General features: G+C 73.3%; 28 protein-coding genes. 9 read left to right on the forward strand and 19 right to left on the reverse strand.

Annotation, left to right across the window (positions count from 1 at the left end; all coding sequences use genetic code 11):
* Positions 1-231 precede the first annotated feature (231 nt).
* The 3 genes from ABD220_RS10935 (at position 232) to ABD220_RS10945 (ending at position 3,096) form a co-directional block, all read left to right on the forward strand.
* On the forward strand, positions 232-1,074 hold the full coding sequence (locus ABD220_RS10935; protein WP_344122486.1) for a hypothetical protein: 843 nt from the start codon (positions 232-234) through the stop codon (positions 1,072-1,074).
* A gap of 290 nt (positions 1,075-1,364) precedes the next feature.
* The gene (locus ABD220_RS10940) at positions 1,365-1,529 is read left to right on the forward strand and encodes a hypothetical protein (protein ID WP_344122488.1); all 165 of its coding nucleotides are present in this window, start codon (positions 1,365-1,367) and stop codon (positions 1,527-1,529) included.
* Positions 1,530-1,758: 229 nt separating this feature from the next.
* Positions 1,759-3,096, forward strand: coding sequence for an SLC5/6 family protein (locus ABD220_RS10945; RefSeq protein ID WP_344122490.1), 1,338 nt, complete (start codon positions 1,759-1,761; stop codon positions 3,094-3,096).
* A 40-nt stretch (positions 3,097-3,136) separates the two neighbouring features.
* On the opposite strand, the gene ABD220_RS10950 is transcribed toward ABD220_RS10945, so the two are convergent.
* The 8 genes from ABD220_RS10950 to ABD220_RS10985 all read right to left on the reverse strand — a co-directional run bounded on the left by ABD220_RS10950 (position 3,137) and on the right by ABD220_RS10985 (position 10,457).
* Complete coding sequence (locus ABD220_RS10950) at positions 3,137-3,754, reverse strand: maleylpyruvate isomerase family mycothiol-dependent enzyme (RefSeq protein WP_344122492.1); 618 nt, start codon at positions 3,752-3,754, stop codon at positions 3,137-3,139.
* A gap of 181 nt (positions 3,755-3,935) precedes the next feature.
* Entirely contained in the window at positions 3,936-5,189 is a 1,254-nt protein-coding gene (locus ABD220_RS10955) for a sensor histidine kinase (RefSeq protein WP_344122495.1), read from the reverse strand.
* The gene (locus tag ABD220_RS10960; RefSeq protein ID WP_344122496.1) at positions 5,182-5,877 is read right to left on the reverse strand and encodes a response regulator transcription factor; all 696 of its coding nucleotides are present in this window, start codon (positions 5,875-5,877) and stop codon (positions 5,182-5,184) included. Before ABD220_RS10960 ends, ABD220_RS10955 begins: the two co-directional genes overlap by 8 nt.
* A gap of 19 nt (positions 5,878-5,896) precedes the next feature.
* Positions 5,897-6,277, reverse strand: coding sequence for a hypothetical protein (locus tag ABD220_RS10965; RefSeq protein WP_344122498.1), 381 nt, complete (start codon positions 6,275-6,277; stop codon positions 5,897-5,899).
* Positions 6,277-8,094, reverse strand: coding sequence for an Ig-like domain-containing protein (locus ABD220_RS10970; RefSeq protein ID WP_344122500.1), 1,818 nt, complete (start codon positions 8,092-8,094; stop codon positions 6,277-6,279). The genes ABD220_RS10965 and ABD220_RS10970 overlap by 1 nt, the downstream gene beginning before the upstream one ends.
* A gap of 171 nt (positions 8,095-8,265) precedes the next feature.
* Positions 8,266-8,898 carry a signal peptidase I gene (locus tag ABD220_RS10975; RefSeq protein ID WP_344122502.1) on the reverse strand — a complete coding sequence of 211 codons (633 nt, stop codon included), beginning with the start codon at positions 8,896-8,898 and terminating at the stop codon, positions 8,266-8,268.
* Between the two features lie 88 nt (positions 8,899-8,986).
* On the reverse strand, positions 8,987-9,550 hold the full coding sequence (locus ABD220_RS10980) for a TasA family protein (protein WP_344122505.1): 564 nt from the start codon (positions 9,548-9,550) through the stop codon (positions 8,987-8,989).
* 211 nt (positions 9,551-9,761) lie between these two features.
* On the reverse strand, positions 9,762-10,457 hold the full coding sequence (locus ABD220_RS10985) for a dienelactone hydrolase family protein (RefSeq protein WP_344122507.1): 696 nt from the start codon (positions 10,455-10,457) through the stop codon (positions 9,762-9,764).
* Between the two features lie 175 nt (positions 10,458-10,632).
* Between ABD220_RS10985 and ABD220_RS10990 the strand changes: the two genes are divergently transcribed.
* Positions 10,633-11,664 (forward strand): zinc metalloprotease, encoded by a 1,032-nt coding sequence (locus ABD220_RS10990; RefSeq protein ID WP_344122509.1) that lies wholly within the window; start codon positions 10,633-10,635, stop codon positions 11,662-11,664.
* A gap of 128 nt (positions 11,665-11,792) precedes the next feature.
* Here ABD220_RS10990 and ABD220_RS10995 read toward each other — a convergent pair whose 3' ends face one another.
* Complete coding sequence (locus tag ABD220_RS10995; RefSeq protein ID WP_344122511.1) at positions 11,793-12,011, reverse strand: Pr6Pr family membrane protein; 219 nt, start codon at positions 12,009-12,011, stop codon at positions 11,793-11,795.
* Positions 12,012-12,098: 87 nt separating this feature from the next.
* Between ABD220_RS10995 and ABD220_RS11000 the strand changes: the two genes are divergently transcribed.
* Complete coding sequence (locus ABD220_RS11000; protein ID WP_344122513.1) at positions 12,099-12,962, forward strand: GmrSD restriction endonuclease domain-containing protein; 864 nt, start codon at positions 12,099-12,101, stop codon at positions 12,960-12,962.
* A 37-nt stretch (positions 12,963-12,999) separates the two neighbouring features.
* On the opposite strand, the gene ABD220_RS11005 is transcribed toward ABD220_RS11000, so the two are convergent.
* Complete coding sequence (locus tag ABD220_RS11005) at positions 13,000-13,887, reverse strand: LysR family transcriptional regulator ArgP (protein ID WP_344122515.1); 888 nt, start codon at positions 13,885-13,887, stop codon at positions 13,000-13,002.
* Between the two features lie 70 nt (positions 13,888-13,957).
* Here ABD220_RS11005 and ABD220_RS11010 point away from each other — a divergent pair, with 70 nt between their 5' ends.
* Positions 13,958-14,554 (forward strand): LysE/ArgO family amino acid transporter, encoded by a 597-nt coding sequence (locus tag ABD220_RS11010; protein ID WP_344122517.1) that lies wholly within the window; start codon positions 13,958-13,960, stop codon positions 14,552-14,554.
* A 12-nt stretch (positions 14,555-14,566) separates the two neighbouring features.
* Here the strand turns inward: ABD220_RS11010 and ABD220_RS11015 are convergent, their stop codons facing one another.
* Positions 14,567-14,971 (reverse strand): hypothetical protein, encoded by a 405-nt coding sequence (locus ABD220_RS11015; protein ID WP_344122519.1) that lies wholly within the window; start codon positions 14,969-14,971, stop codon positions 14,567-14,569.
* Between the two features lie 185 nt (positions 14,972-15,156).
* On the opposite strand from ABD220_RS11015, the gene ABD220_RS11020 reads away from it, so the two are divergent.
* On the forward strand, positions 15,157-15,633 hold the full coding sequence (locus tag ABD220_RS11020; protein WP_344122521.1) for a hypothetical protein: 477 nt from the start codon (positions 15,157-15,159) through the stop codon (positions 15,631-15,633).
* A gap of 90 nt (positions 15,634-15,723) precedes the next feature.
* Complete coding sequence (locus tag ABD220_RS11025; protein WP_344122523.1) at positions 15,724-16,032, forward strand: hypothetical protein; 309 nt, start codon at positions 15,724-15,726, stop codon at positions 16,030-16,032.
* 31 nt (positions 16,033-16,063) lie between these two features.
* Here ABD220_RS11025 and ABD220_RS11030 read toward each other — a convergent pair whose 3' ends face one another.
* Genes ABD220_RS11030 through ABD220_RS11050 form a run of 5 tightly spaced genes read right to left on the reverse strand, consistent with a single transcriptional unit; the run spans position 16,064 to position 19,681 of the window.
* A complete protein-coding gene (locus ABD220_RS11030) occupies positions 16,064-16,204 on the reverse strand; it encodes a hypothetical protein (protein WP_344122525.1) in 141 nt (46 codons plus the stop codon).
* A 32-nt stretch (positions 16,205-16,236) separates the two neighbouring features.
* On the reverse strand, positions 16,237-17,304 hold the full coding sequence (locus ABD220_RS11035) for an FAD-dependent oxidoreductase (RefSeq protein WP_344122526.1): 1,068 nt from the start codon (positions 17,302-17,304) through the stop codon (positions 16,237-16,239).
* A 57-nt stretch (positions 17,305-17,361) separates the two neighbouring features.
* Positions 17,362-18,273 (reverse strand): alpha/beta hydrolase, encoded by a 912-nt coding sequence (locus ABD220_RS11040; RefSeq protein WP_344122527.1) that lies wholly within the window; start codon positions 18,271-18,273, stop codon positions 17,362-17,364.
* 26 nt (positions 18,274-18,299) lie between these two features.
* Positions 18,300-18,848, reverse strand: a complete 549-nt coding sequence (locus tag ABD220_RS11045; protein WP_344122529.1) for a CueP family metal-binding protein — start codon at positions 18,846-18,848, stop codon at positions 18,300-18,302.
* Positions 18,845-19,681: a CPBP family intramembrane glutamic endopeptidase gene (locus tag ABD220_RS11050; RefSeq protein WP_344122531.1), complete on the reverse strand. Its 837-nt coding sequence runs from the start codon at positions 19,679-19,681 to the stop codon at positions 18,845-18,847. Before ABD220_RS11050 ends, ABD220_RS11045 begins: the two co-directional genes overlap by 4 nt.
* A 118-nt stretch (positions 19,682-19,799) precedes the next feature.
* Here ABD220_RS11050 and ABD220_RS11055 point away from each other — a divergent pair, with 118 nt between their 5' ends.
* Positions 19,800-20,624, forward strand: coding sequence for a hypothetical protein (locus ABD220_RS11055; RefSeq protein WP_344122533.1), 825 nt, complete (start codon positions 19,800-19,802; stop codon positions 20,622-20,624).
* A gap of 215 nt (positions 20,625-20,839) precedes the next feature.
* Here the strand turns inward: ABD220_RS11055 and ABD220_RS11060 are convergent, their stop codons facing one another.
* From ABD220_RS11060 to ABD220_RS11070, 3 genes are read right to left on the reverse strand one after another with little or no spacing between them, the layout of a single operon-like run.
* Positions 20,840-22,144, reverse strand: a complete 1,305-nt coding sequence (locus tag ABD220_RS11060; RefSeq protein WP_344122535.1) for a TRAP transporter large permease — start codon at positions 22,142-22,144, stop codon at positions 20,840-20,842.
* Positions 22,141-22,668 (reverse strand): TRAP transporter small permease, encoded by a 528-nt coding sequence (locus ABD220_RS11065; protein ID WP_344122537.1) that lies wholly within the window; start codon positions 22,666-22,668, stop codon positions 22,141-22,143. Before ABD220_RS11065 ends, ABD220_RS11060 begins: the two co-directional genes overlap by 4 nt.
* The gene (locus ABD220_RS11070; protein WP_344122539.1) at positions 22,665-23,693 is read right to left on the reverse strand and encodes a TRAP transporter substrate-binding protein; all 1,029 of its coding nucleotides are present in this window, start codon (positions 23,691-23,693) and stop codon (positions 22,665-22,667) included. Before ABD220_RS11070 ends, ABD220_RS11065 begins: the two co-directional genes overlap by 4 nt.
* Positions 23,694-23,699: the final 6 nt, after the last annotated feature.

The following is a 23,699-nucleotide window of genomic DNA, read 5'->3' on the forward strand; positions in this document are numbered from 1 at the left end:
GCAGCACGGGCCGATCACGGCGGGGACATCACCTCGGCTGCCCTCCGGGCGAACACGAATCGCCGCGTGACCTGGTGCTTCGACGTCACATTGCGCTCCAGCAGGACCACTGGGTGTGAGAGTTCCCACTCGCGCTGGGCTTTCCCCGGTCGGTCCGGATAATGGGAAAGGCTGGCCCGAGCATCGTCGCGGGGACCAGCACCCCCTTCCCCGCAAGCGAAGCAGGACATCATGACTCTGGAAAAACCACGCACCGAGGCGTCCGCGCCCGACGACCACCCCCAGCCCGGCAAACCGGCCGAGGAGCAGACCGAGAAGAAGAGCTCGACCCTGAACATCCCCGGCCTGCTCGCCGGCGCCGCCACCGCCGCGACCATGTCCGTGATCGGTGGCCACCTCAGCGTCGTCGGCACCGTCCTCGGCGCCGCCCTGACGAGCATCGTCTCCGGTATCGCCGTGGTCATCTACTCGACCTCGCTCGAGAAGAGCCGCCGCGGCCTGAAGAAGGTCAAGACCACCGTGGCCCAGCACGTGCTCGCGCGCCCCGGCCTGGACGCGCCCGACTCGGACGGCAGCACGGCCGTGGCCACGGGCAGCCGCTGGAGCGCACTGCGCCCGCGCCTGAAGCCCGTACTGGTCAGCGCCGGCGCCATTCTCGGCCTCGCGGTCGGGGCGGTCTTCGGCATCCAGGCCCTCACCGGCACCGAGCTCTCCGGCGGCACGGGCACGATCCAGCGCACCGTGACCGGCAGCGAGTCGGTGTCCGTGCGCAGCGCGGTCACCCCTGTCCCGGCCGAGGACCCGGCCGCCGGAACCGGTGAGCTCGCCCCCGCCGAGGGGACCGTCCCGACCGCGGAGGTCACCGTGCCCGCCGGTGGCGTCGCACCGGAGGAAGTCGTCCCCACGAGCGGAGCGGTGACCGAGGGCGGCACCACGTCCGGCGGCGCGCTCCCCGACACGGGCGCGCCGCAGCCCGGCAGCGGCCAGGCGGGCGCGGGCCCGGCCGGGGCCGGCGGGGCCGCCCAGCAGGGCGTGACCGGCGCCGACGCCGGAGCGGTTCCCGCGGCACCGTAGGAGGGAGCACACCCCTGGGCAGGGGCGGGGACGTGGACACCACGTCCCCGCCCCTTCTCCGTGCCGGCACCGTCCGCCGGGTGCGGACGACGCCATCTTTCGTCATGTTGCCGTATTGCCCCTGACCAGGCCCGATGTCGGCGCACCCACGGTGAGGTCTGGACTTAAGTCGACTGACATATGTCCCGGACGGCACCTAACTTGGCCTCATCCCGGTTGCGGTCGCTGCCGGGCGTCGATCGACGAAGGGGATGACAGTGGCAGGGGTTCGAGAAGTTCGCGCAGATCAGGTGGCGCAGTGGCTGACGGTGGCGGCCGTGATGCTGTTCGTCGCCAACGGCGCCGTCCTGGCCCTGGGGTCCCACGCCTACGGGTGGGCCACGCTGCTGTTCGCGGCGGCCGCGTACTTCGCGGTCTCCACCGGGATCGTGGGACGCCCTCTGCGCCAGCACTGACCGACCGGCGGAGCGACGGCCCGGCACGCCCCTCGTGCCGGGCCGTCGCGCTGTCGTCGTCCCGGCGGTGGGCCCTGCAGCACGGGTGCCGCCGGCAGGAGTGACGACGGCAGGAGTGACGGCGGCGCCCGCGTCGATGTGCGCTCCGGCACCCGTGGCCCGGAGGGACGCGGCCCGGCTGGTATCGTCCCTGTGGTCCACCCCACACGTGCACCCAGCGAGGACCACCATGTCGCGCTCCCCTGCCCCGCGGACGATCTCCGCCGATGCAGCATCCGCCCACTCCCCGACCACCACGAACCCCGCCCTGGACCGCCCGGCCGCGGCACCCGATGCCCGGCAGCGGCCCTCCGCGGTCGACACCGGCTGGATGCTCGGCCTGTTCGGCACCGCCATCGGCGCGGGCATCCTCTTCCTGCCGATCAACGCCGGCGCCGGCGGCCTGTGGCCGCTGCTCGTCGTGACGCTCCTCATCGGGCCGATGACCTACCTGTCCCACCGGGCCCTCGCGCGCTTCGTGTGCGCCTCCCCGCGGAAGGGCGAGGACATCACGGTCGTGGCCCGCGACTACTTCGGGGAGGGCGCCGGGCGGGTCATCACCGTCCTGTACTTCCTCGCGATCTATCCCATCGTCCTGATCTACGGGGTGGGCATCACCAACACGGTCGAGAGCCTCATGGTCAACCAGCTCGGGCTGCCCCCGGTGCCCCGCGTGCTGCTCTCCGGGGTGCTGATCGCCCTGATGATGCTGGTCATGGTCGCCGGTCAGCGCCTCATGCTCGCCGTGACCCGCTGGCTGGTCTACCCGCTGATCCTCGCGCTGCTGGGGGTGACGATCTACCTCGTCCCCACCTGGCAGATCGGCGACCTCGCCGTGGTGCCGTCCGCCGGCGAGCTCACGCTGTCGGTCTGGCTGATCATCCCGGTGCTGGTGTTCGCGTTCAACCACTCCCCGGCCATCTCGCAGTTCTCCCTGGCGATGCAGCGCGAGCACGGGGCCCGCGCGCCCGAGGCGGCGTCCCGGGTGCTCCGCCGCACCACGGTCCTGCTGGTGCTGTTCACCATGGCGTTCGTCTGGTCCTGCGTCCTGTCCCTGGGCAGCACCGGGCTGCAGGAAGCCCGTGAGGCCAATCTCCCGGTGCTGTCCCACCTGGCCAACATGCACGGCAACCCCCTGATCGGCTACCTCGGCCCGGCCGTGGCGATCGTGGCGATCGTCTCCTCGTTCTTCGGCCACTACCTGGGGGCCGGCGAGGGCGCGGCGGGCATCGCGCGCAGCATGCTGCCCGCGCGGATCCGGCAGCCGCAGGACCGGACGCTGCGCCGGGGGATCGCGGTCTTCATCTTCCTCACCACGTGGGCGGCCGCGGTGCTCAACCCGAGCATCCTGTCCCTGATCGAGTCCCTGGCCGGGCCCGTCATCGCCGTGATCCTCTACCTCATGCCGATGTACGCCGTGCGCCGGATCCCGGCCCTGGCGCCCTACCGGGGGCAGCTGTCGAACGTGTTCGTGACCGTCGCCGGGCTCGTGGCCCTCAGCGGCATCCTCTTCACGCTCGTCCGCTGAGCTCCCGTCGCTGAAGCGCCGGCACGGTGATGTCGGCGCTTCAGCCCGCGAGCGCAGCCGCTCCCGGGCCGGTGAGCTCCTCCGGGCCGACCGGGCGTCCGGACACCGCCAGCAGCAGCGCGAGGGCGCTGCCGTGCACCTCCGGACCGGCCCCGGCGTCGAGCTGGGCGTCGGTGGCCACGAGCCGCAGTCCCGCGGCCCGCTCCCTGCCGCCGCCGACCTTCGTGCTGGTCCTCAGCTGGTGGCGCAGGGCCTCGGCGACCGGCCCGGTCGGACAGGCCCGGGTGAGCGAGAGCGGGCGCCGGATGTCCTGCCCGTGCACGAACGCCTCCACCAGCCGAGTGGCCGGGGGCGCCGGCGCGCTCGTCGTACGGCCGCTCACCGCGCGGAACGCGGCGAGCGTGTCCCGCGGATCCGCGCGGCGCTCCCGCGCGATCCCCCGGGCGTTGCAGCGGTCGAAGTCGAAGCCAGCGGCCGCGAGGCGGCGGAGGAAACCCAGGCGCGTGGTCCTCGCGTCGTCGACGAGGTGGGCCAGGACGTCGTGGACGTCCCAGCCGGGGCACAGCGAGGGCCTGGCCCACTGCTGCGCCGGCAGGCCCTCCAGGTCACGGATCAGCGCCTGGCGCTCGGCGTGGACCACGGGCCAGATCTCGGTCATGCGAACTCCTGGGCTCTCGGCCGGGCGGCGCCCTCCGGCGACACGCACTCGATCAGCGGGGTCGGCAGGAACTGCCGGCAGGTCCTCGGCCGTTGGCAGCGTCGAGGAGATGGACGAAGCCTCGCACACCTCGCCGGGCACGCCGGCGGTCGAGGAAGTGTCGGGGACTCCGGTGCCGCGCTCACGAGGTGGCGGGCACCGGGCTCCTGTGCTGCGGCAGCCGCAGCAGGAACGTGGTGGTCGGGGTGGACTCCAGGGTCAGGCTGCCGCCCAGGGACTCGGCCAGTTCGGCGGCCACGGTCAGCCCGATGCCCTCGCCGTCGTCGCCGGCGCTGACGTGGCGGTCGAAGATGCGCCGGTCGGCGGGCCGGGGGCCGTCGTCCTGGACCGTGATCGCCCAGTGGGTGCGCGCGTCGCGGGCCCGCACGCGCACAGCCCCGCGGCCGTGCCGCAGGGCGTTGTGGATCAGCACGTCCAGGATCTGCTGCAGCAGCCCGGGGTGGGTGCGGACGCGGGCTGGACGCGGTGCCATGGCGGTGACGGTGCGGCCCTGGGCACCGGCCTGCCGGTGCCAGCGCTCGGCGGTCTCGGCGGTGAGCAGGGCCAGGTCCACGGGCACCGGGCGCTCCAGGCGGCGGCCGCGCGAGTGCTCCAGCAGCTCGGTCACCGTCCCGCCCAGCCGGTCCAGTTCCCGCAACGCCCGGTGGAGCTGGTCGCGCACCGCAGGGGTGGTCCCGGGCCAGTAGGTCAGGTCCTCGAGCTCCAGGCGCAGGGCGGTGAGCGGGGTCCGCAGCTGGTGGGACGCATTGGCCGCGAACTGCCGCTCGCGGTGCAGCAGGGCCTCGAGCTGCCGCGAGCTGGCCTGCAGGGCGGCTCCGATCGCCCGGGCCTCGGGCAGCGAGGAGTCCAGCGGCGGCAGGGTGAAGGTCCCGTCCCCCAACCGGCGAGCGGCGTCGGCCAGCCGCTGGAAGGGCTGCGCCAGCCGGCGGGCCAGCACCACGGCGGCCAGCACGGCGAGGACCACCACTCCCAGACCGATGAGCACGATGGGCATCACGGCTTCGGTGATCCGCTCGGTCACCGCCGCACCGGTGCGGGTCAGTTCCAGGGTGCTGCCGTCCGGCAGCCGGCGGGTCGCGACCACGTCCGCGGCGTGGCCCTCGGCCTCGCCCGCCGAAGCCAGCACCTGGCCGGAGGCGTCCCGGTGGACCAGCACCTCCCCTCCTTCCACGAGGGAGGTCAGGTCCTCGCCGGCGGGACCGCCGCTGCGCAGCCGCTCCGTGAGCACGGCCGCCATCAGGTCCGCGGAGCGCTCGGTCTGCTCGACCGCGGTGGACTGTGCCCCCTCGGCGACCAGGTAGGCCCGCGGGACGCCGTAGAGGGCGATCACGGCGATCGCCAGACCGACGAGCACCGTGATCAGCCGATCACGCATCCGGCGGGCCGTCCTCGAGCCGGAAGCCGATCCCGCGCACCGTGACGATCTGGGCCGGGGCGCCGGCGGTGACCAGCTTGTGCCGCAGGCGGGCCACGGTGACGTCGAGGGTCTTGGTGGAGCCGAACCAGTTCTCGTCCCACACCCGGTCCATGAGGTGCTCGCGGGTGACCACGCTGCCGCGGACGCCGTCGAGCTCCGCCAGGACGTCGAACTCCTTGGCGGTCACCGGCAGGACGATGTCCGCCACGAAGGCCTGCCGGGACTGCGGGTCCACGCGCAGTCCCGGGGCGGGCAGCGGCACGGGGGCGGTGTGCGGGCCTGCCTGCCGGCGCAGCAGCGCCCGGACGCGGGCCAGCAGCTCGGCGAGGCTGAAGGGCTTGGCCATGTAGTCGTCGGCGCCGACGTCGAGACCGACCACCCGGTCGATCTCCGAGCCGCGGGCGGTGAGGATGAGCACGGCCCCGGTGTAGCCGTCCTCCCGGGCCTGCCGGCACACGTCCAGCCCGTCCCCGTCCGGCAGCCCCAGGTCGAGGACGACCAGCGGGAACCGCCCGGTGGCGGTGCTCGCAAGGGCGGCCTGACCGGTGCTCACTCGCTCCACGGCGTACTGCTCCCGCTCGAGGGCGCGGGTCAGGGGGAGGGCGATGCCGTCGTCGTCCTCCACCAGGAGGATGCTGGGGACCATTGCAAAAGCATATCCATTGTCATGGAGCTGCCCGCCGTCCTGCGCCATGTGTCGACCGCAGGCCCAGCACGACGACGACGGCACCGAGCATCGCCGCGGCCCCCGTCACGGTGAGGCCGGTCCGGGCGGCGGCGTGACCGAGCCCGGGCAGGCCCAGCGCCACCAACAGTCCCTCGCCGAGCAGCGTCGGCGCCGCCACGAGCACCAGCGCGAATCGGGACGCGAAGCAGCCGCGGAGCCGGAGGCACACGGTGGCCGCGGCGCCCAGGCCCGCTCCGGCGAGGAGCAGCACACTCAGGTACGCGGCCTCCTCCCGCAGCAGGACGGCCTGGACGCCCAGGACGGCGGCGAGCAGTGCCGCCGCCGGGACGGCCACCCGGACTCGGGGGGTCCCGGACATCAGAACTCCCGGTCCAGGATCCCGGTCTCGGTGACCGAGCTCGTCGAGCAGGGCTTGCCGGCGAGGTCGACGACCGCCGCCGAGGGCGCCCAGACCATGGACGCCGCCGTGGACGTCGTCCGCAGCTGGCCGGCGCCGCTGGTGGCCGCTCCCAGGGTGACGGTGAACGTGCTGCGGGTCACGCCGTTGACCACCACCGTGCTCGTGGTCATGGTGGCGTCGAACGTGGCGGTCCGGCCGTTGCGGATGTAGGTCTGGCGCAGGTTCACCGAGCCCAGGTTCACGGCGCCGCCGGCGCGGCCGATGGCGAGAACCGACCCGTTGGCGGTGCCGTTGAGGGTCACCACCACGGGCAGGGCCTGCGTGCCGTCCCAGCCGGGGGCGACCGAGGACGGGACGACCTGTCCCGTGTACGTGTAGGTGATGCTGTCCCGGGCGTCGAGCCGGCCGACCGTGGTGCCGCCGTTGGCGGTCTGCACGTCGGCCCCGCGCAACGGGGCGTTGTCCACGTGCCGTGCGGCCACGACCGCGGAGGTGGTCGTCTTGCCGCTGCCGTCCGTGAGCACGGCGCGCAGGTCGTAGGATCCGTCGGCCACCGCGGTCGTCGTCCAGTCGCAGGTGTACGGGGCGGTGCTGCCGGTGCAGATCGTGGTGAAGGTGCTGCCACCGGCCGGCGCGTACTCGATCTGCACGGACTGGACGCCCGCGGTGGAGTTGGCAACGGCGGTCAGCGTCTCGACGCCGCTGAGATAGGCTCCCGGGTCCTCGAGCGAGACGGAGGAGACGGTGTTGTCGACCGTGCGGTTGGTGACTGCGGCCGACGTCGTGGTGTTGCCGGCGGCGTCGGTGGTGACCGCCCGAAAGCTGTAGCTGCCGTTGGCCAGGCGCGTGGTGTCGTAGCGGCAGCTGTAAGGCTCCCCGGTGACCGCGCACAGCTGCTGATAGCTGGTGCTGCCGGTGGGGGCGTACTGCAGGACGACCTGAGCGATCCCGGAGTGCGCGTCGGTGGCGGTCGCGGCGAAGGTGCGGGTACCGCTGAGCGGCGTCCCGGGGTCGGTCATCGTCACCGCCGGAGCGGTGTTGTCGACGAGGACGTCCGCGCGGGTCACGGAGTAGCTGGTCGTGCTGGTGTTCCCGGAGCCGGACACGGCCACCGCGCGCAGGTCGTAGTCACCGCTGGTCACGGTGGTGGTGTTCCAGGAGCAGGAGTACTGCCCGGTGGGAGCGGTGCACGCCGTGGTCCACTTGGCGCCGGCCACGCCGGCCGCGATGTACTCGAAGCGCACGGACGGGGCGGTGCTGCCGGCGTGGAGGACCGTGGCGGTGAGCTGCACGGTGCCGCGCAGGACGTCCCCCGGGTCCGTGAGGAACACGGTGGACCTGTTGGCCACGATCGTGCTGACGCTGCTCGAGACGGCGCTGTAGCCGGCCCTGTCCGTGGCCACCGCCCGAAGGGCGTAGGTGCCGTCCTCCACGGCCGTGGTGTTCCAGCCGCAGCTGTACGGCGTGGCGGTGACCCGGCAGACGGTCTCCCACGTCCCGCCGGCGGCGGGCTGGGCCTGGATCTCCACGGCGGCGATCCCGGACTCGGCGTCCGCGGCGGACGCGGTGAGGGTGACCGTGCCCGTCACGGTCGATCCCGGAGCGGTCAGGGACACGGTCGGGGCGGTCCAGTCCGCGGCGGCCCGGACGGTGCTCTGCGGATTGGCCGAGCGGCTGGTGAAGGCCGCGGAGGAGAACTCGACGGTGCTGCTGAGGCCCAGGAGCAGACCGAGCACGACGACGAGAACGGCGGTCGCGGCGGTTCGTGCGGTCATGGCGGTCAGTGGCTCCCGGAACGTGGGTCGAGGTCGGCGTGGGCGAGGTCTGGGGGGTCGGTTCCCACGCTAGAGAGCCGGTGGCAACAGCTCGGGAACAGCGGCGGCTCGCAGCCCCACAGTTCGGCAACACCTCCGCGGCACGGCGTGCGCCGTGCCGCGCCCCACGGGTCAGACCGCGGCGGCGGTCCTCCGGCCCGGGCCGGTGCGCCTCGGCGGGCCCTCGGGACGCTTCCGCGCCGTGGCGGCACGCGGCTGCGCGGTCTCGGCGCGGGTCCGGGGTCGGCGCAGGACCTGCACGACCTCGATCGCGCAGCGGAGGGCGACGAGTCCGGCCGGCACGCCGATGACGAGCTGCCGGACCTGCGGGTCGGACAGGGCGATGAACGCCCAGCCGAGATGGGGGACGGCGTGGTCCAGGCGGGCCTGGGTCGGCCCGGGCAGCTGGAAGGTCCACGGGTCGGCGTCGGCGTTGGCATCGCCCTGGGTGCGGAACACGGGCCCGGTCTCCGACGCCTCGACGGACAGGATGCGGTGGGTGACCAGCTCCGTGAGCCCGGAGTCCGGCGGCGGCAGATAGGTGATGACGTCGCCGACCACCAGGTCCGTCACCGGCACCGCGCTCTCGATGGCCAGGGTGCCCTTCTCGAAGGTCCCGGACATCGACGCGCCCGTGATGACGTAGCGCTCGTAGCCCATGGCGCCGGGCACGAGCATGGACAGCGCCAGGGCCAGCACCACGAGCGCCGTCAGGTTCAGCACCACCCGGACGACCGTCCGGGCCACGGTCCGCGCAGCACGCACGGTCTCCTCCTGCTGCGGGCGCACGCCCGCGGTCGTGTCGAGCAGAGACGGCGGGGCCGGCCCGTCAGGACCGGCCCCGCCGGGTGGATCACTGGTTGGTGGTGGTGGTGCCCGCGACCTGCACCGCGTCCCAGCGGTAGCTGGCGGTGGCGGCCTTGCCCTGCTCGGTGTTGTCGGCGCCCTGGGCCAGCGTGACGCTGAAGACGAACGTCTTGGCCTGGCCCGGGGCCCAGTCGCCCAGCGCCAGCGGACCGGCGGCGGTGAGCTCGCCGAAGGTACCGGTCCACACCGGGGCGCTCGCGCCGGACTCGGTGATGGAGAGCTTGAGGTTGGACTTGGTGGTGAAGCCGTTGGTGGCGGTCTCCGTCAGCGTGAAGCCGGCCCCCAGGCTGCCGGAGTTCGTGATGGTCACCGAGCCGTTGAGGGTGTCCCCGGGCTTCATGTTGTCGAGGTTGAACACCGCGCTGTTGGCCTTGGAGTTCGTCTGGGTCAGGGTGCCGGTGGTGAAGGCGTTGGCCGAGTTCACCGAGTTGGAGGTGAAGTCCGCACCGGAGCCCACTGCGAGCGCGGCGGCGGCGGCGAGGCCGGCCAGCGGGACCAGGACGCGGTAGCGGCGGGGGCGGGAGACGGTGGCGACGGCGGTGGCGGTCATGGGAGGAGCCCTTCGTTCGTTGGTGCGCTGCGGCGATCTGTTGTCCCCGACGCTACGGAGCGCCGTTCCACCGTCCGGCCACAGTTCTGCCTCCGAGAGGCCGCAGTTCCACCACGCCCTGCCCCGCGCGCGGCCATTTCCTACACCTTGGTAACAAGGCGGGGCGAGAAGCATCCCCCCTGTGGGCGGCTCGGGGGACAGCCGTCGCCGGCTACCGGACGTGCTCGTTCAGGAAGGCGACCGCACGCTCCCAGGCCTCGGCCGCGGCCTCGGGCCGGTGGTTCGGCCGGTTCCGGTCGTTGTGGAAGGCGTGCGGGGCGTCGTAGTAGTGGAACTCCACCAGCGGCGCGGCGGACTCGCGGCGGAGCTGCTCCTCGAGCGCTTCGGCCCTGTCCACCGGGTAGGAGGTGTCCTGCCGGCCGTAGTGGCCCTGCACCGCCGCCCGCACCCCGTGGCAGGCGTCCGGCACGCCCTGGCCGACCCCGTAGAACGGCACCGCGGCACCGATCCGCTCGCCCTGATCGGCGGCCAGGGCCAGGACGAAGCCGCCGCCCATGCAGAAGCCGATCGCCCCCGCCGTGGAGCTGGTGACCGCCTCGTGCTCGAGCAGGAAGTCGACCGATCCGGCGAGCAGCCGCACGCCCTCGTCCTCGGGCAGCCGGGACATCATCTCGGCGGCCTCCTCGCCGTCGTGGGTGACGGACCCGCCGTAGAGGTCGGGGGCCAGCGCCACGAAACCCTCGGCGGCGAGCCGGTCGGCCACGTCCCGGATGTGGTCGGTGAGCCCCCACCACTCCTGGATGACGATCACGCCGGGGCCGCGGCCGGTGGCCGGCAGCGCCAGGTAGCCGTGGGCCCGGCCCCCGGCCGAGGGAAAGGTGACGTTCTGGTGCGGGGTGGTCTGCACTGCGGTGCTCCTTCGGGTCGGGGCTGCATCGGGGCTGCGTCGGGCCAGTGTAGGCAGGAGTGTGGACGGGCGCGCCGCCGTCACAGTGCTGCGGAAAGGCGCCCGCCATGGTTTGCTTTCGTACACTTCAGTACGACCTGCGCGACCGCCCGATCCAGCACAGAAGCCAGGAACCATGCACCAGCCCGGTGGCACCACGCCGCATCGGGGAGCGTCGCCCCGGACCCGCGACGAGCACACCGCCGCCGTGCGCCCCAAGAGGTCGCCGAGCGGCCGGATCCCGCAGTGGGCGCTCGACGACGCGCTGGAGGAGCATCGACAGGTCCGCCTGCGCCCGGGCGAACAGCGCCGCCGGGCCCGGTCTGCCGCCCGGGCGACCCGGAGATCCGCCCGCCGCTGGGCGACGGCCCCCCGCAGGCGCGGCAGGGCGTGGCGGGCGACGCCGGCCGTGGGGGTCGTGGTGCTGCTCATGCTGTGGCTCACCCCAGGGCTCTTCCAGGACTACGCGCTGCCGGCCCTCCGCCCCTATCTGCCGAACACGTCGGCGCCCCCGCCCGGGGTCGGGGCCGCCCCGGCTCCGCTGGGCACGCCGCCGGTGGTCGAGGACCTCGGCGGCTACCGGTTCATGGACTCCCCGGACCCCGGCCAGCCGATGGTCGCCTACGACCCGTGCCGGCCGGTGCACTACGTCGTGCGCCCGGACGGCGGCCCGCCGGGCGGCGGGCAGCTCATCGAGGAGGCGGTCGCCGAGATCTCCTCGGCCACCGGCCTGCGGTTCGTCCCCGGCGGGACGACGACGGAGGCGCCCGCCGAGCAGCGCGCGCCCTATCAGCCGGAGCGGTACGGCCGGCAGTGGGCACCCGTGCTCATCACGTGGTCCGACGAGACCGAGGTGCCGGGTCTGGCCGGGGACGTCGTGGGCCTCGGCGGCAGCACGGCCCGGCAGGCGCCCGGGCGGCCGTTCGTCTACGTCACCGGCCAGGTCACCCTCGACGCCCCCGGCCTGGCGCGGGTGCTCGACCACCCGGACGGAGCGGCCCACGTCCGCGCCACCATCATCCACGAGCTGGCGCACGTGGTGGGGCTCGCCCACGTGGACGACCCCGCACAGATGATGCACCCGGCGGGCGGGTCCACGGTGCTCTCGGCCGGGGACCGGGCCGGCCTGGCGAGGCTGGGCGCCGGGGAGTGCGTGCCGCAGCTCTGACCCGGACCACCCGCGGCACCCCGGTCCGGGCCGGAACTGCCGGGGACCGCCCGGCCGCACCGGGCGGTCCCGGCCGATTCCCGGCGGTTCCTGGGCGATTCCGGGCGGTCGCTGGGCGGACCGGCCCGTCAGGGGCTGCGCTCGCCCGCGTCGCCGCGGCCGAGGTCGAGACCGCCGGCCGGCCCCGGCCGTCGCCGGGAGATCCCGACGAGCACCGAGGCCGTCGCCGTGATCGCCACCGCGAGCACGCCGACCCGGATCGCCACGGACCCGTAGCCGCCGGCCGACCCGTTCGGGTCCAGGAAGGGGTAGGGATACCACCAGGAGTTGCCGGTGCCCTCGTCCACCCCCTCCGGTGCCGCAATCTACCGTTCCGGGCTGACCTGCGAGAATAGGACCTCCGAGAGACCACCGGTCGGAGCGGAGGCAGCACCGTGCGCAGGTTCGAGTCACCGCAGCACCGTGCGCGGCGGACGGTGCCCGTCCTGCTCGTGCTCGCCCTGGGCGTCCTGACCGGGTGCACCCCGCAGGCCGGAGAGGGCGACTCCCCCGCCGCGCGGGCACTCGCGGCCCTGCCGGTCGAGGACCCCGGAGACGGCGAGGACTACGACCGGCTCGCCCTGTTCGGGGACTGGGCGGATCCCGACGGCAACGGCTGCGACGCCCGCAACGACATCCTGGCCCGGGACCTGACCGGCGAGGTCCTCGACGACGACGGGTGCAGGGTGCTCTCCGGGATCCTCGAGGACCCCTACACGGGGCGGACGATCGCGTTTGAGCGCGGACCGCTGACCTCCGCCGACGTGCAGATCGACCACGTGGTGGCGCTGAAGAACGCGTGGGTCTCCGGGGCCGACCGGCTCGCCCCGGACGAGCGCACGGCCCTGGCCAACGACCCCCTGAACCTGCGGGCCGTGGACGGGCCGGTCAACGGGGAGAAGTCCGCCGCCGACGCCGCCGAGTGGCTGCCGCCGAACGAGTCCTTCCGGTGCGAGTACGTGGCCACCCAGATCGCGGTCAAGACCCGCTACGAGCTCTCCGTGACGGCTCCCGAGCGGGACGCCATGGTGGACGTGCTGGCCGGCTGCCCGGGCCAGGACGTGCCCGGTGACATCGCGCCCGCCGGGAGCGCCCCCGCCGCGAGGCCGTCCGCCGTGCGGTCGTCCTCCGCGGGCGAGGTGTACTACGCCGACTGCGCCGCCGTGCGCGCGGCCGGCGCGGCTCCCCTACGCTCGGACCAGCCCGGCTACCGCCCGGCGCTGGACCGGGGCGGGGTCGAGGGCCTGGCCTGCGAGTGACCGCGGACACGGGTCGCGGCCCTCTCGCCGCGCCCGCTCACCCGCCCTGCGCCGTGGCGCGCAGGTGCTCCCGGCCGACGCGGCGGACGCACTCGGTGATGCGGTGCAGCCGCGCGGAGTCCAGCGTCCAGCTCTGCCAGTAGAGCCCGACGTCGTGGTGCCCGTGGTCCTCGAGCAGGTCCAGGGACCCGTCGGCGAGGTCCGTGCCCAGCTGCAGCTCCGGGAGCATGCCCCAGCCCAGTCCGGCCCGTACGGCGGCGAGGAACCCTTCGGCGGACGGGACGGTGTGGGTGGGCGGGGACCGGTCGACGCCGCGGGCGCGCAGGGCGTGCTGCTGCAGGTCGTCCTTGGCGTTGAACCGGAGCACGGGCATCTCCGCCCAGTCGACGCCGCCCCCGGTGCTGAACCGCCGGCGCAGGTCCGGGGCGGCCACGGGGACGTAGCGCATGAAGCCCAGCCGCTCGAGCCGGCACCCGCTGACGGGGGCGGGATCCCCGGTGACGGCCCCGATGACGTCTCCCTGGCGCAGGAGCCGGCTGCTGTGGTCCTGGTCCTCCACGTGCAGGTCCAGGGTGGTGTCCGACCAGCCGGCGGCCTCGGCCAGGACGGGCACGAACCACGTGGCCAGGGAATCGGCGTTGACGGCCACCGGGGTCACCGTCCGGGAGGAGAGCCCGTGGCCGAGGGCGTGCAGCGCCTCCGCCTCGAGGACCTGCACCTGGCGGGCGGTGCGCAGCAGCACGGCCCCGGCCTCCGTGGGGACGCAGGGCACGCCGCGGCGCACCACGACCTGCCCCACGGAGGTCTCCAGGGCCTTGATCCGCTGGCTGACCGCCGAGGGACTGATCCCCAGGGCGTCCGCGGCGGCCTCGAAGGTTCCCTCGTCGACGATCGCGGTGAGGGCGCGCAGCTGCTCGAAGTGCATGAAGCAAAACTAACCCAGCCGTCGATCCTTTCGTTTGTCTGCATCACCGGGGCTGGCTAGCGTCGAGGCCATGTGGAGCATCTGGGGTACCGGGTTGATGAGCGGGCTGGCACTGATCGTCGCCCTCGGCGCGCAGAACGCGTTCGTGCTGCGGCAGGGCATCCGCCGCGAGCACGTGGGCGTGGTGGTGGCGCTGTGCGCGGTCAGCGACGCGGTGCTCATCCTCGGCGGCACGGCTGGGATCGGGGCGCTCGTCTCCCGCTTCCCCGAAGCCCTGGACGTGCTGCGGTGGGGTGGCGCCGCCTACCTGACGTGGTGGGCGGTGAGATCCTTCGTCTCGGCCCTGAGGCCGTCGTCCCTGACCGCCGAGGCCCCGCGGTCCCGCGGATCGGTCATCGCGACCACCCTGGCCCTGACCTATCTCAACCCCCACGTCTACCTGGACACCGTGGTGCTGCTGGGCAGCCTCGCCAACCAGCACGGCCCCGACGCCCGGTGGATCTTCGCCGGCGGGGCCGTGCTGGGCAGCGTCGTGTGGTTCTCCGCCCTGGGCTACGGCGCCCGGGCGCTGTCCGGGGTGCTCAGCAGCCCGCGCACCTGGCGGGTGGTGGACCTCGTGATCGGCGTGGTGATGCTGGCCCTGGCCGTCAGCCTGGTCCGGGGCTGATCCCGCGGCCGTTCACCACGGCCGGGTCCGTCCCGGCGTGCTCGAGTGGGGCTCCGGACCGGACCGCGCCCGGACCGGGTCGCTCTCCGCCGGGATCGATTCCTCGACGGGCGGCTCCTCAACGTCCGTTTCCTCGGTGACCGGCTCCTCGGTGACCGGTTCCGGCGGCGTCGCCCCGGCCCAGGAGGCCCCGGGATCTCGGGGCACCCCGGCGGCGAACGCCCGCCGGACGGCCTCGGCCTGCTCCTCGGGGCCGGCGTGCTCGGCGGCGGCGATCACCGTGGCGAACGCCTTCGTGTCCTGGACGAGCTCGGTGATGGTCTCGGGCGAGTCGACGCACCAGGCGTAGGCGGTCGCGTAGTCCACGGGGCGCCCGCCGGCGGTCACGGTCCCGTGCTCGTCGATCTCCAGGCTCATGCGTCCTCCTCCGTCGGGGCTCCGGCTCCGGGGCGGGCCGGGCGTACGGTGAGACTACCCGCGCCCGGCAGGACAGGACCGGAGGAGCCCCCCTGCGCCCCGGATCCGGCCCGACCGGACGTGCCCTGTCCCGGAATGACAACCTGTCGTCAGCGGTTGTCGGGCCCCCTCCTTAGACTGGGCGGGTGCAGGCCTGGCTGGAGTCCCTCCCCCTCGGGGCCGCGATCCTGTTCTTCTGGGCCGGGGCCATCGTGCGGACCACCACCATCTTCGCCCTGGGCCGTGCCGCCGCCGCCGGTGGCAGCCGGCGCTCCGACCGCGTCCGCGGGCTCATGGACACCGCCGTCTACCGGCGGGCCCAGCGGCTGGTGCACCGCTGGGGCGTCCTGGCCGTCCCCGCCTGCTTCCTGACCGTGGGTCTGCAGACCGCCGTCATCCTCACCACCGCCGTCACGGGCATGCCCCTTCGCCGGTGGATCCCCGCGATGCTCGTGGGCACCCTCATCTGGGGCGTCATCTACGGCACCGTGGGCATGGCGGTCGTCTGGGCGTGGCTGGAGCAGCCGTGGGTGGTCGCGCCGGCTGTCGTCGTCGTGCTCCTGCTGCTGCTCGGCCGCAGGGTCCGCCGAGCCCGCAGCGAGAAGCTGCCGATCTCCCGGTGACGGCCCCCGGAGCTGCGGACTCCGTCCGGCCCGCCGGCCGATCTCAGCGAACTCATATGAACAACGAGTAACATTCCGGCAGTGATGTCCATGATGAACGCCCCCGTCCCCCACATGTTCGCCGCGCCCCTCTACGCCGCCGAGCGACTGCTCGCCGAGGCCATCCACGACGAGCACGTCAGCGTCGACGCCGTGGTCGTTCTCGACGCGCTGGCCGAGCACGTCACGGCCGAGGAGGCCCCCGCCCTCGAGACCGTCGCCGAGGACGCCCAGCTCAGCTGCGAGGAGCTCGCCGCCGCCCTGGGCGACCTCGACGACCTGGGCTACCTCCAGGAGCTGGCCGAGCACGCCCCGCCCCTGTCGGAACTGCGCGCCTCCCTCTTCGGAAAGGCCGCCTGACCCCAGCAGTGCGCGCAGGCGGGCTCCGAGCTCAGTCCTGCTGGTCGGACTCCTCGTTCTTGGCGTCCCCGTACTCGTGCGGGATCGGGGTCATCTCGGTGGTCTGGTCGGCGTCGTCGTTGGAGGCCGCATCCTCGATGGGATCCGGGCTGGAGGTGGGCTGCTGGCTCACGGGGTGCTCCTTCGTCGGGAGGGCTGGTGCCCTCAGCCTACGGCCCCGGCCGGAGCCGGGGACAGCAGCCGCACCGCCTCGCGGGCGGCCGCCCGCCCCGCGCGGGTGGCGCCGAGGGTCGAGGCCGAGGCGCCGTAGCCGACCAGCAGCACCCGCGGGTCCCGGAGCACCCGCACCCCGTCCGTCCGGATGCCGCCACCCGGTTCGCGCAGCCCCAGGGGAGCCAGGTGGTCCAGGGCGGGGCGGAACCCGGTGGCCCACAGGATGGCGTCCGCCCGCACCTCCCGCCCGTCGGCGAGCCGGACGCCCTCGGGCGTCACGGCCCGCAGTGGCCCGGCCGAGACGAGGATCCCGTCCTCGATCCCGGCCCGGTACTGCGCGGTGAGGGGCAGCCCGGTGGCCGAGACCACGCTGGCGGGCGGGAGCCCCGCGCGGGTCCGCTCGTCGACCCGGCGCTCGACGTCCCGCCCCCAGTCCGGGTCGAACTCCCGGTCCGTGAAGCGCGGGGGCCGGCGGGTGACCCACGTGGTGGTGGCGCCCGCGGCGGCGAGCTGGAGCAGGAACTGCACGGCCGAGGTGCCGCCGCCCACGACCACCACGTGCCCGCCGCGGAAGTCCTCCGCCGCGCGGAAGTCGTGGGTGTGCAGCTGCCGCCCCCCGAAGGACTCCCGCCCGGGGTAGTACGGCCAGTACGGGCGGTCCCAGGTGCCGGTGCCGTTGATCACCAGCTCCGCCCGCCAGGTGCCGGCGTCCGCGACCACGTCGAGCGGTCCGTCGTGGGAGTCCGCCTCGACCCGGCGCACCGCGACGGGCCGGTGGACCGGCAGCCCGAAGCGGCGCTCGTACTCGCCGTAGTAGCGGGCGACGACGGCGGAGGCCGGCTCGGCCGGGTCCGGCACGCCGAGCGGCAGTCCGGGCAGGTCGTGGATCCCGTGCGCGCCGCCGAAGGTGAGCGAGGGCCAGCGGTGCCGCCACGCTCCCCCGGGACCGGGATTGGCGTCGAGGACCACGAAGTCCTCCTCGGGAGCCAGTCCCCGGCGGCGCAGGTGGTGGGCCGCGGACAGGCCGGCCTGTCCCGCCCCGATGACCACGACCTTCATGCCCGCTCCTTTTTTGGTTGATGTATCACCAATTGCGGAACGGCCGGGGGCGCCGGGCTATTCCGGGGTCCGCCCCGCCTCCGGCGCGTGCCCCCGGAGCAGTGAGCGCACGTGCCGGACCGCCCGGCGGGCCTCCGGCGTCCACCAGGCCCCCACGTAGACGTGGAAGGCGCCGGGCTCGTAGAGCAGCTTCCCCGGGTTGCCCGCCCGCGCCAGGTCCCGGGCGAAGGCCAGGGCGTCGGCGGCCAGGATGTCCTTGCCGCCCTGGACCACGTGCACGGGCGGAAGCCCGGCCACGTCCCCGTAGAGCGGGCTGACCAGGGGGTCGGTGAGCTCGCGGTCCCGCGCCCAGGCCGCGGCCATGGGCACCACCCGGTCGGTGCTCAGCATGGGGTCGTGGGGGTCGATCTCCCGCACGGCCGGGTGCGTGGCGGAGACGTCCACCGCCGGGGAGAAGCCCACCACGTGGTCGGGCAGCCGCTGCCCGGCGTCCCGCAGGCGCATGGCCAGCCCGATGGCCAGGCACCCGCCGGCGGAGTCCCCGGCGACCACGATCCGCTCGGCGGTGGGCCGGGCCACGAGGTCGGCCCAGGCGGCGGCGAGGAAGTCGTAGCCCTCGTCCACGTGGCCCTCCGGGGCCAGCCGGTACAGCGGGACCGTGACCGTGGTCCCGGTGTCCTTCACGAGCTCGCGGACGATCCACCAGTGCGCCGGCAGCAGCGGGTTCACGAACGCCCCGCCGTGCAGGTAGATCAGGTGGGACCCGTCCGCCCCGGCGCGCGGGGTCAGGCGCAGCAACGGGCGCCCGGCCACCTCGGTGCGCTCCACGGCGTGCGAGCGCCGCAGGTCCGCGGGGATCCTGGCCGGCTCCGGATACCGGCGCCCGTGCAGCTGCTCCACGGGGGTCCACGGCTGCAGGTGCGCCCGCAGGCGGACCGCCTGGGACGTCACGGCCATGCTGAAGCTCATCCGCTCGCCTTCTCCTCGGACCGGGCTCAGGCCAGCTGCACGGTCGTGAGGCAGGTCGGGCTGTCCGGGGTGGTCGCGAACCCGGACTCGGCACGGCCCTGCTCCGAGCTGATCTCGAGCGTGCCGGTGATGTCCTTGGGCAGCCAGAAGCCCACGAACCCGTTCTCGTAGCTGGTCACGGTCTCGTCCACGAGCACGGCCCCGGTGTCATCGGTGATCCGCACGTCGAAGTCCTCGCCCACGAGCTCGCCCTGGCACCCGGAGAGGCTGTGGAAGAAGCACTCGTGGGTGGTGCTGGTCCACGGGGCGACCGCGAGGTAGAAGCGGTCCTCCGGCATGGGCAGGGTCGTCTCGGTGGTGCCGTCGTCGAGGACCACCTCGTCGTAGGTCACGGAGCCGGCGAGCCCGTCGTCGCGGTCCTCGTGCGTGCGGTCGAGCCGGTCGACGACCTCCTGCGTGCTCGCGCCCTCGAGCCCGTGCGCCCGCAGCAGGGCGTCCTGCTCGGAGCTCCCGCCGGCGCAGCCGGTGGCGAGGAGGAGGGCGGCGGCGGACACGGACAGCGCGGCGGATCTCATGGGTCCAGGGTATCGGGGGGCGCCCCCGGCGCCCGGCCGGGGCCGAGCAGGCCGGGACGCCGCTGCGCGAGCAGGGCCGTGCCGGCGAGGCCCACGGCGAACGGCACGGTCCCGAGCACCAGCAGCACCGCGAGCCGGGGCGCCTCGACCACGAGCACCTCGCCGGGCAGGACCAGCTGGGCGACGGTCTGGAACGCGAGGTGGAAGCCCGCGCCGGCCCAGATGCCGCCGGTGACCGCCCGCAGGTATCCGAACCCGAGTCCCATCGCCAGGAACAGCCCGAGGTCTTCGGCGCCGGTCCCGCCGTGCAGCGCGGTGGCGAAGGCGGCGAACAGGAGGGTCTGGCCGAGGATCACCGGCCAGCCGCGGAGCCGCTCCGCGAGGACGGCCGTGGCGTGCCCGCGGAAGACCAGTTCCTCGGGCCACGCCTCGAACAGCAGCACGCGCAGCGCCGTGAGCGCCACCGCGATGGCGAGCTCGGCCGGCGGCACCTGCGCCCGCAGCGGGACGCCGAGGGCCGCCAGGAGGGCGAACCCGGCGGCAGCCGGCAGCGACCACGCGAGCGCGCCGACCGCGAACTGGCGCCCGGCCCGCGGCACCACGACCCCGAGCGCAGGACGTCCGCCCCGGGCCCGCCGGCGGAGGAGCACGACGACGCCGGTCGTCACCCCGGCGACGGCGAGCCCGGCCAGGACCTCACCGGCCGGGGACGCCCCGGCGCGCCCGAGCACACCGGTGGCGGCGAGGAGCAGCCCGCCGAGCACGGCGGCGGGCACCAGGGCGCGGACCAGCACCGACGGCGCCGAGCTCGGGGGCGGGACGGAGGCCTCCATGCCCCGCACCTTAGCGAGTGCCTCGAGACGCCGGAATGTTCCCCGCAGACCGGTCACAGGGCCCGCGCCGGCGGCTAGAGTGGATGTCCAGTGGTGTGAGGGTTCGGGAGGATCCGCCATGAAGAACACCGAGAACAACGACGTCTCCGGGATCGTGCTCCTCATCGCCGGAGCGGTCGTCCTGTCCGTGGTCTCCTTCGTCCTCACCCACCTGGGCACGATCCTCCTGCTGCTCCTGGCCGTGGCCGTCCTGTGCCTGCTCGGCGTGTGCGTGCGGTCGTTCGCCCGCTCCCTGACGGAGCGTGCGGGCGCAGCGCGGCGGGGCGCGCCGCGGACAACCGGGCGGACCACGGCGCGGACCGCAGCGCGGACCGTGGAGCAGGTCCGGCGGGCCGCCGCGGAGGACATGCGCACGGCCTGGATCCGGTGGCAGCTCGGCGTCCTGCCGCCGCAGCAGCGGCACGGGGACGCGACCTTCATCGCGGGCCGGCTGGCCGAGACCCCGCGGGCCGACTGGGACGCGACCCGGCTCCGGCGGCACGGCCAGGCCCTGTGGTCCGTCCGGGACGCAGCCGCCAGGACGCCCCTGCACGGGGAGGTCGAGGCCCGCCTGGACCAGGTGGCCGCCATGCTCTCGGAGCTGACCGACGAGGAGTTCGACACCCATCGCGGCCAGACCGACGACCGCTGTCTGTACCACCCGGACCGCGAGGTCCGAGCCGCCTACCTGGCGGGCGGGTCGCAGGGCGTCGAGGCCATCATGGCCACCATCACCGCCGCCCGCGCCCAGGTGCGCGAGGACGCCGCCGCCCGGGCGGCGGCGGACTCCCTGGCGCGCGAGCGCAACGCCGCGCTCCGGGCCCTGCGGGAGACCCGCCGGCCGGCCCGGGCGCGGGACGCCCACGCGGCCTGGGAGGCGCAGGCCCAGCAGATCGGCCGGTGAGCCGCAGCGCTCCCGGCCCCGGGGATCGGCCGACGACCTGGGAAGGCCCTCCCGGCAGCGGCGGTGGATTTCCACCGGATCCTTCGCTCTGCCCTCGACCGGGGGCTCACCCCGGCGCTGGGCCGACCGGCCAGGACAGCGCGCCGGGCAACGCATGCCGAGACGGCCCGCCCATCAGGGCAACCGATTCCCGAGGACGTCCGCACGGCCGCTCGTCACTCCAGCAGTCCCAGGACCTGGGGCAGGCCCAGGGAGAGGGCGGGCAGGTAGGTGACCGCGAGCAGCACCAGGATCAGTACCACGAAGTAGGGAATCAGTCTGGGGGCGACCTGCTCGATCGTGACCCCGCTGACGCCGCAGGAGACGAACAGCACGGAACCCACCGGCGGCGTCATGGTGCCGATGCACATGGCGAGGATCAGCACGATGCCGAAGTGCACGGGGTCCATGCCGAGCTCGGTGACGACCGGCAGGAAGATCGGGGTGAAGATGAGGATCGCCGGCGTGATGTCCAGGAACGTGCCGACCACGAGCAGGACGACGAGCATCAGCAGGAAGATGACGAACCGGGTGTCCGAGATCGAGAGCACCGCGCTGCTGATGGCGCCCGGGATGCCGGTGTAGGCCATCACCCATGACATCGCTGAAGACGCGGCGATCAGGAACATGACCACGCCCGTGGTGGAGACGGTTCGGATCATCACCTGCCGGAAGTCCGCCCAGGACATGCTGCGGTAGGCCAGCGCGAGCAGCAGGGTGTAGAGAACCGCCACTCCTGCACCCTCGGTCGCGGTGAAGACACCGAAGACGATGCCACCGACCACGACCACGATGAGCAGCAGACTGGGGATGGCCCGCAGCAGGATCTGCAGCGCGAGGCGCGCGCTGGTCCTTCCGGAGACGGAATAGCTGTGCTTGCGGGCATACAGGAACGCGGTCGCCATGACGGCGAGACCCATGAGGATGCCGGGCCCGTAGCCGGCCATGAACAGGGCCGAGATCGAGACACCGCCGGCGATCGTCGAGTAGACGATGACTGCGGCCGTCGGTGGGATGAGCAGGCCGGTGGGTGCGGACGCGATGTTGACCGCCGTGCTGAAAGCGGGGTCGTATCCCTCGTCCTTCTGCCGCTGGTGCAGAGTGCCCCCGACGGCGGCGGCGGCGGCCACCGCCGAACCGGACAGGGAGCCGAAGAGCATGTTGCCCAGCACGTTGGTGTGCGCCAAGGAGCCGGGAATGCGCCCGGCCAGCACCTGAGCGAGGTCGATCAGACGCCGGGCGATCCCGCCGTTGTTCATGATGTTGCCCGCGAAGATGAACAACGGCACGGCCAACAGCGAGAAGCTCTCGGTGCCGAGGTTCATGCTCTGCATGACGACGAAGGTCGACTGCTCCCAGGACAGGAAGAAGAGCGCCGTCATCATGGACGAGATCGCGATGGACACCGAGATCGGTATGCCCGCGAACAGCAGCAGAAAGAAAACGCCGAACAGCACGGCAATGGCCAGGGCGACGCTCACTGGTCGGCCTCCTTCGTGGTCTTCAGTTCGATGCCCGTGACGTCCTGCCAGATGTTGAGGAGTTGGGCAACCATGATGGCGAGGCCGGCGGCTGGGGCCACCGCGTACACCACGGCACGCGAGATGCCCAGCAGGGCGGAGTAGTCCTCGCTGGCGCTGATGGCCAGCCGGATCCCCCCCACGGTCATCACGAGCAGGGCGAACACGAGGACCAGCACGTCGATGGCCACCATCAGGACCTTCCTCTTTCCCGGGGAGAATCTGTCCCGCACGAAGGTCAGGGCCATGTGGTGCCGATTCAGGAACGCATAGGCGGCACCGATGAAACCGGTCCAGACGAGGAAGTATCGGACGAGTTCCTCGGTGAAGCCCGCGGGGCTGTTGAGCACGTACCGGGTGAAGACCTGGTACAGCACGAGCAGCGTCATGACCACCAGGAGCGTCCCCGTGGTCCACAGCAGGACGGCATCCATGATGCTCTTGATCTTGTTGAGGCGTCTTTCCATGGCGATGCTGGTCCTCACTTGGTCCCACCTGCCGCATCGATGATCTCGAGAACTTCGGCGACTTCGGGGTATTCGGCGGCATACTCGTCGACCAGGGGCCGGGTGTCCTCCTGGAACGCCTCGATGTCGACGTCGGTGACGAAGGTGACACCCATCTCCTTGGCCGCGGCGACGGCCTCGTCGATGCTCTCGGCCCAGGCACCCTTGTGGCTCTCGGTCGACTCCTCCGCCGCGTCCACGAGCAGCTGCTGGTCCTCCGGTGACAGCCGCCCCCAGGCATCGGAGCTGATGACGAGCATGTCCGGGATCCGGGTGTGCTCGCTGACCGAGAACGTCTTGGCGACCTCGCCGTGCTTGCTCTGCGTCAGCGCTGTCTCGTTGCTCTCGGCGCCGTCGATCATTCCGGTCTGGAGAGCGGTGTAGATGTCGCCGAAGGCCATGACGACGGGTGTCCCGCCCAGGGTGTCGAGCAGCCCGGTCTGGGAGCGCATGTCCTGCACCCGGATCTTGAGGCCGCGGAGATCCTCGGCCGTGCGGATCGGGGTGTCCGTGGTGTAGAACGAGCGGGCGCCCGACGTGTAGTAGGTCAGCCCGACGAAACCCTCGTCCTGCGTCGACTGGAAGTACTCCCGCATCTCGGGGGAGTCCATGGCCTGGTAGTACTCCTCCTCGCTCTCGAACACGTAGGGGAGGCCGAACGCGTGGTAGCCCTGGTCGTAGCCGGCCAGCCCGGGTGAGCTCACGCGCGTCATGTCGATGATTCCCTGGGTGAGCTGACCGAGCACCTGGGTCTCGGAGCCCAGTTGCCCGTTCCCGTAGATGTCGACGACGATGCGTCCTTCGCTGCTCCGGGCGACGTCCTCGGCGAACGCCGTCAGCGCCTGTGACGTGACATGGGTGTCGCTGAGGTTGTGCGCGAGCCGGAGCACCATGGGATCCTCCCGGGTCGCCTCCTGGCTGACGTCGCCCTTCTCGGCCGAGCAACCGGTCAGCGCGGACAACGCCAGCGTTGCCGTGAGCAGGCCCGATAAAGTCTTTTTCACTCTGTG

The sequence above is a fragment of the Kocuria aegyptia genome, assembly GCF_039530085.1.
In the GTDB taxonomy this organism is placed as follows: Bacteria; Actinomycetota; Actinomycetes; order Actinomycetales; family Micrococcaceae; genus Kocuria; species Kocuria aegyptia.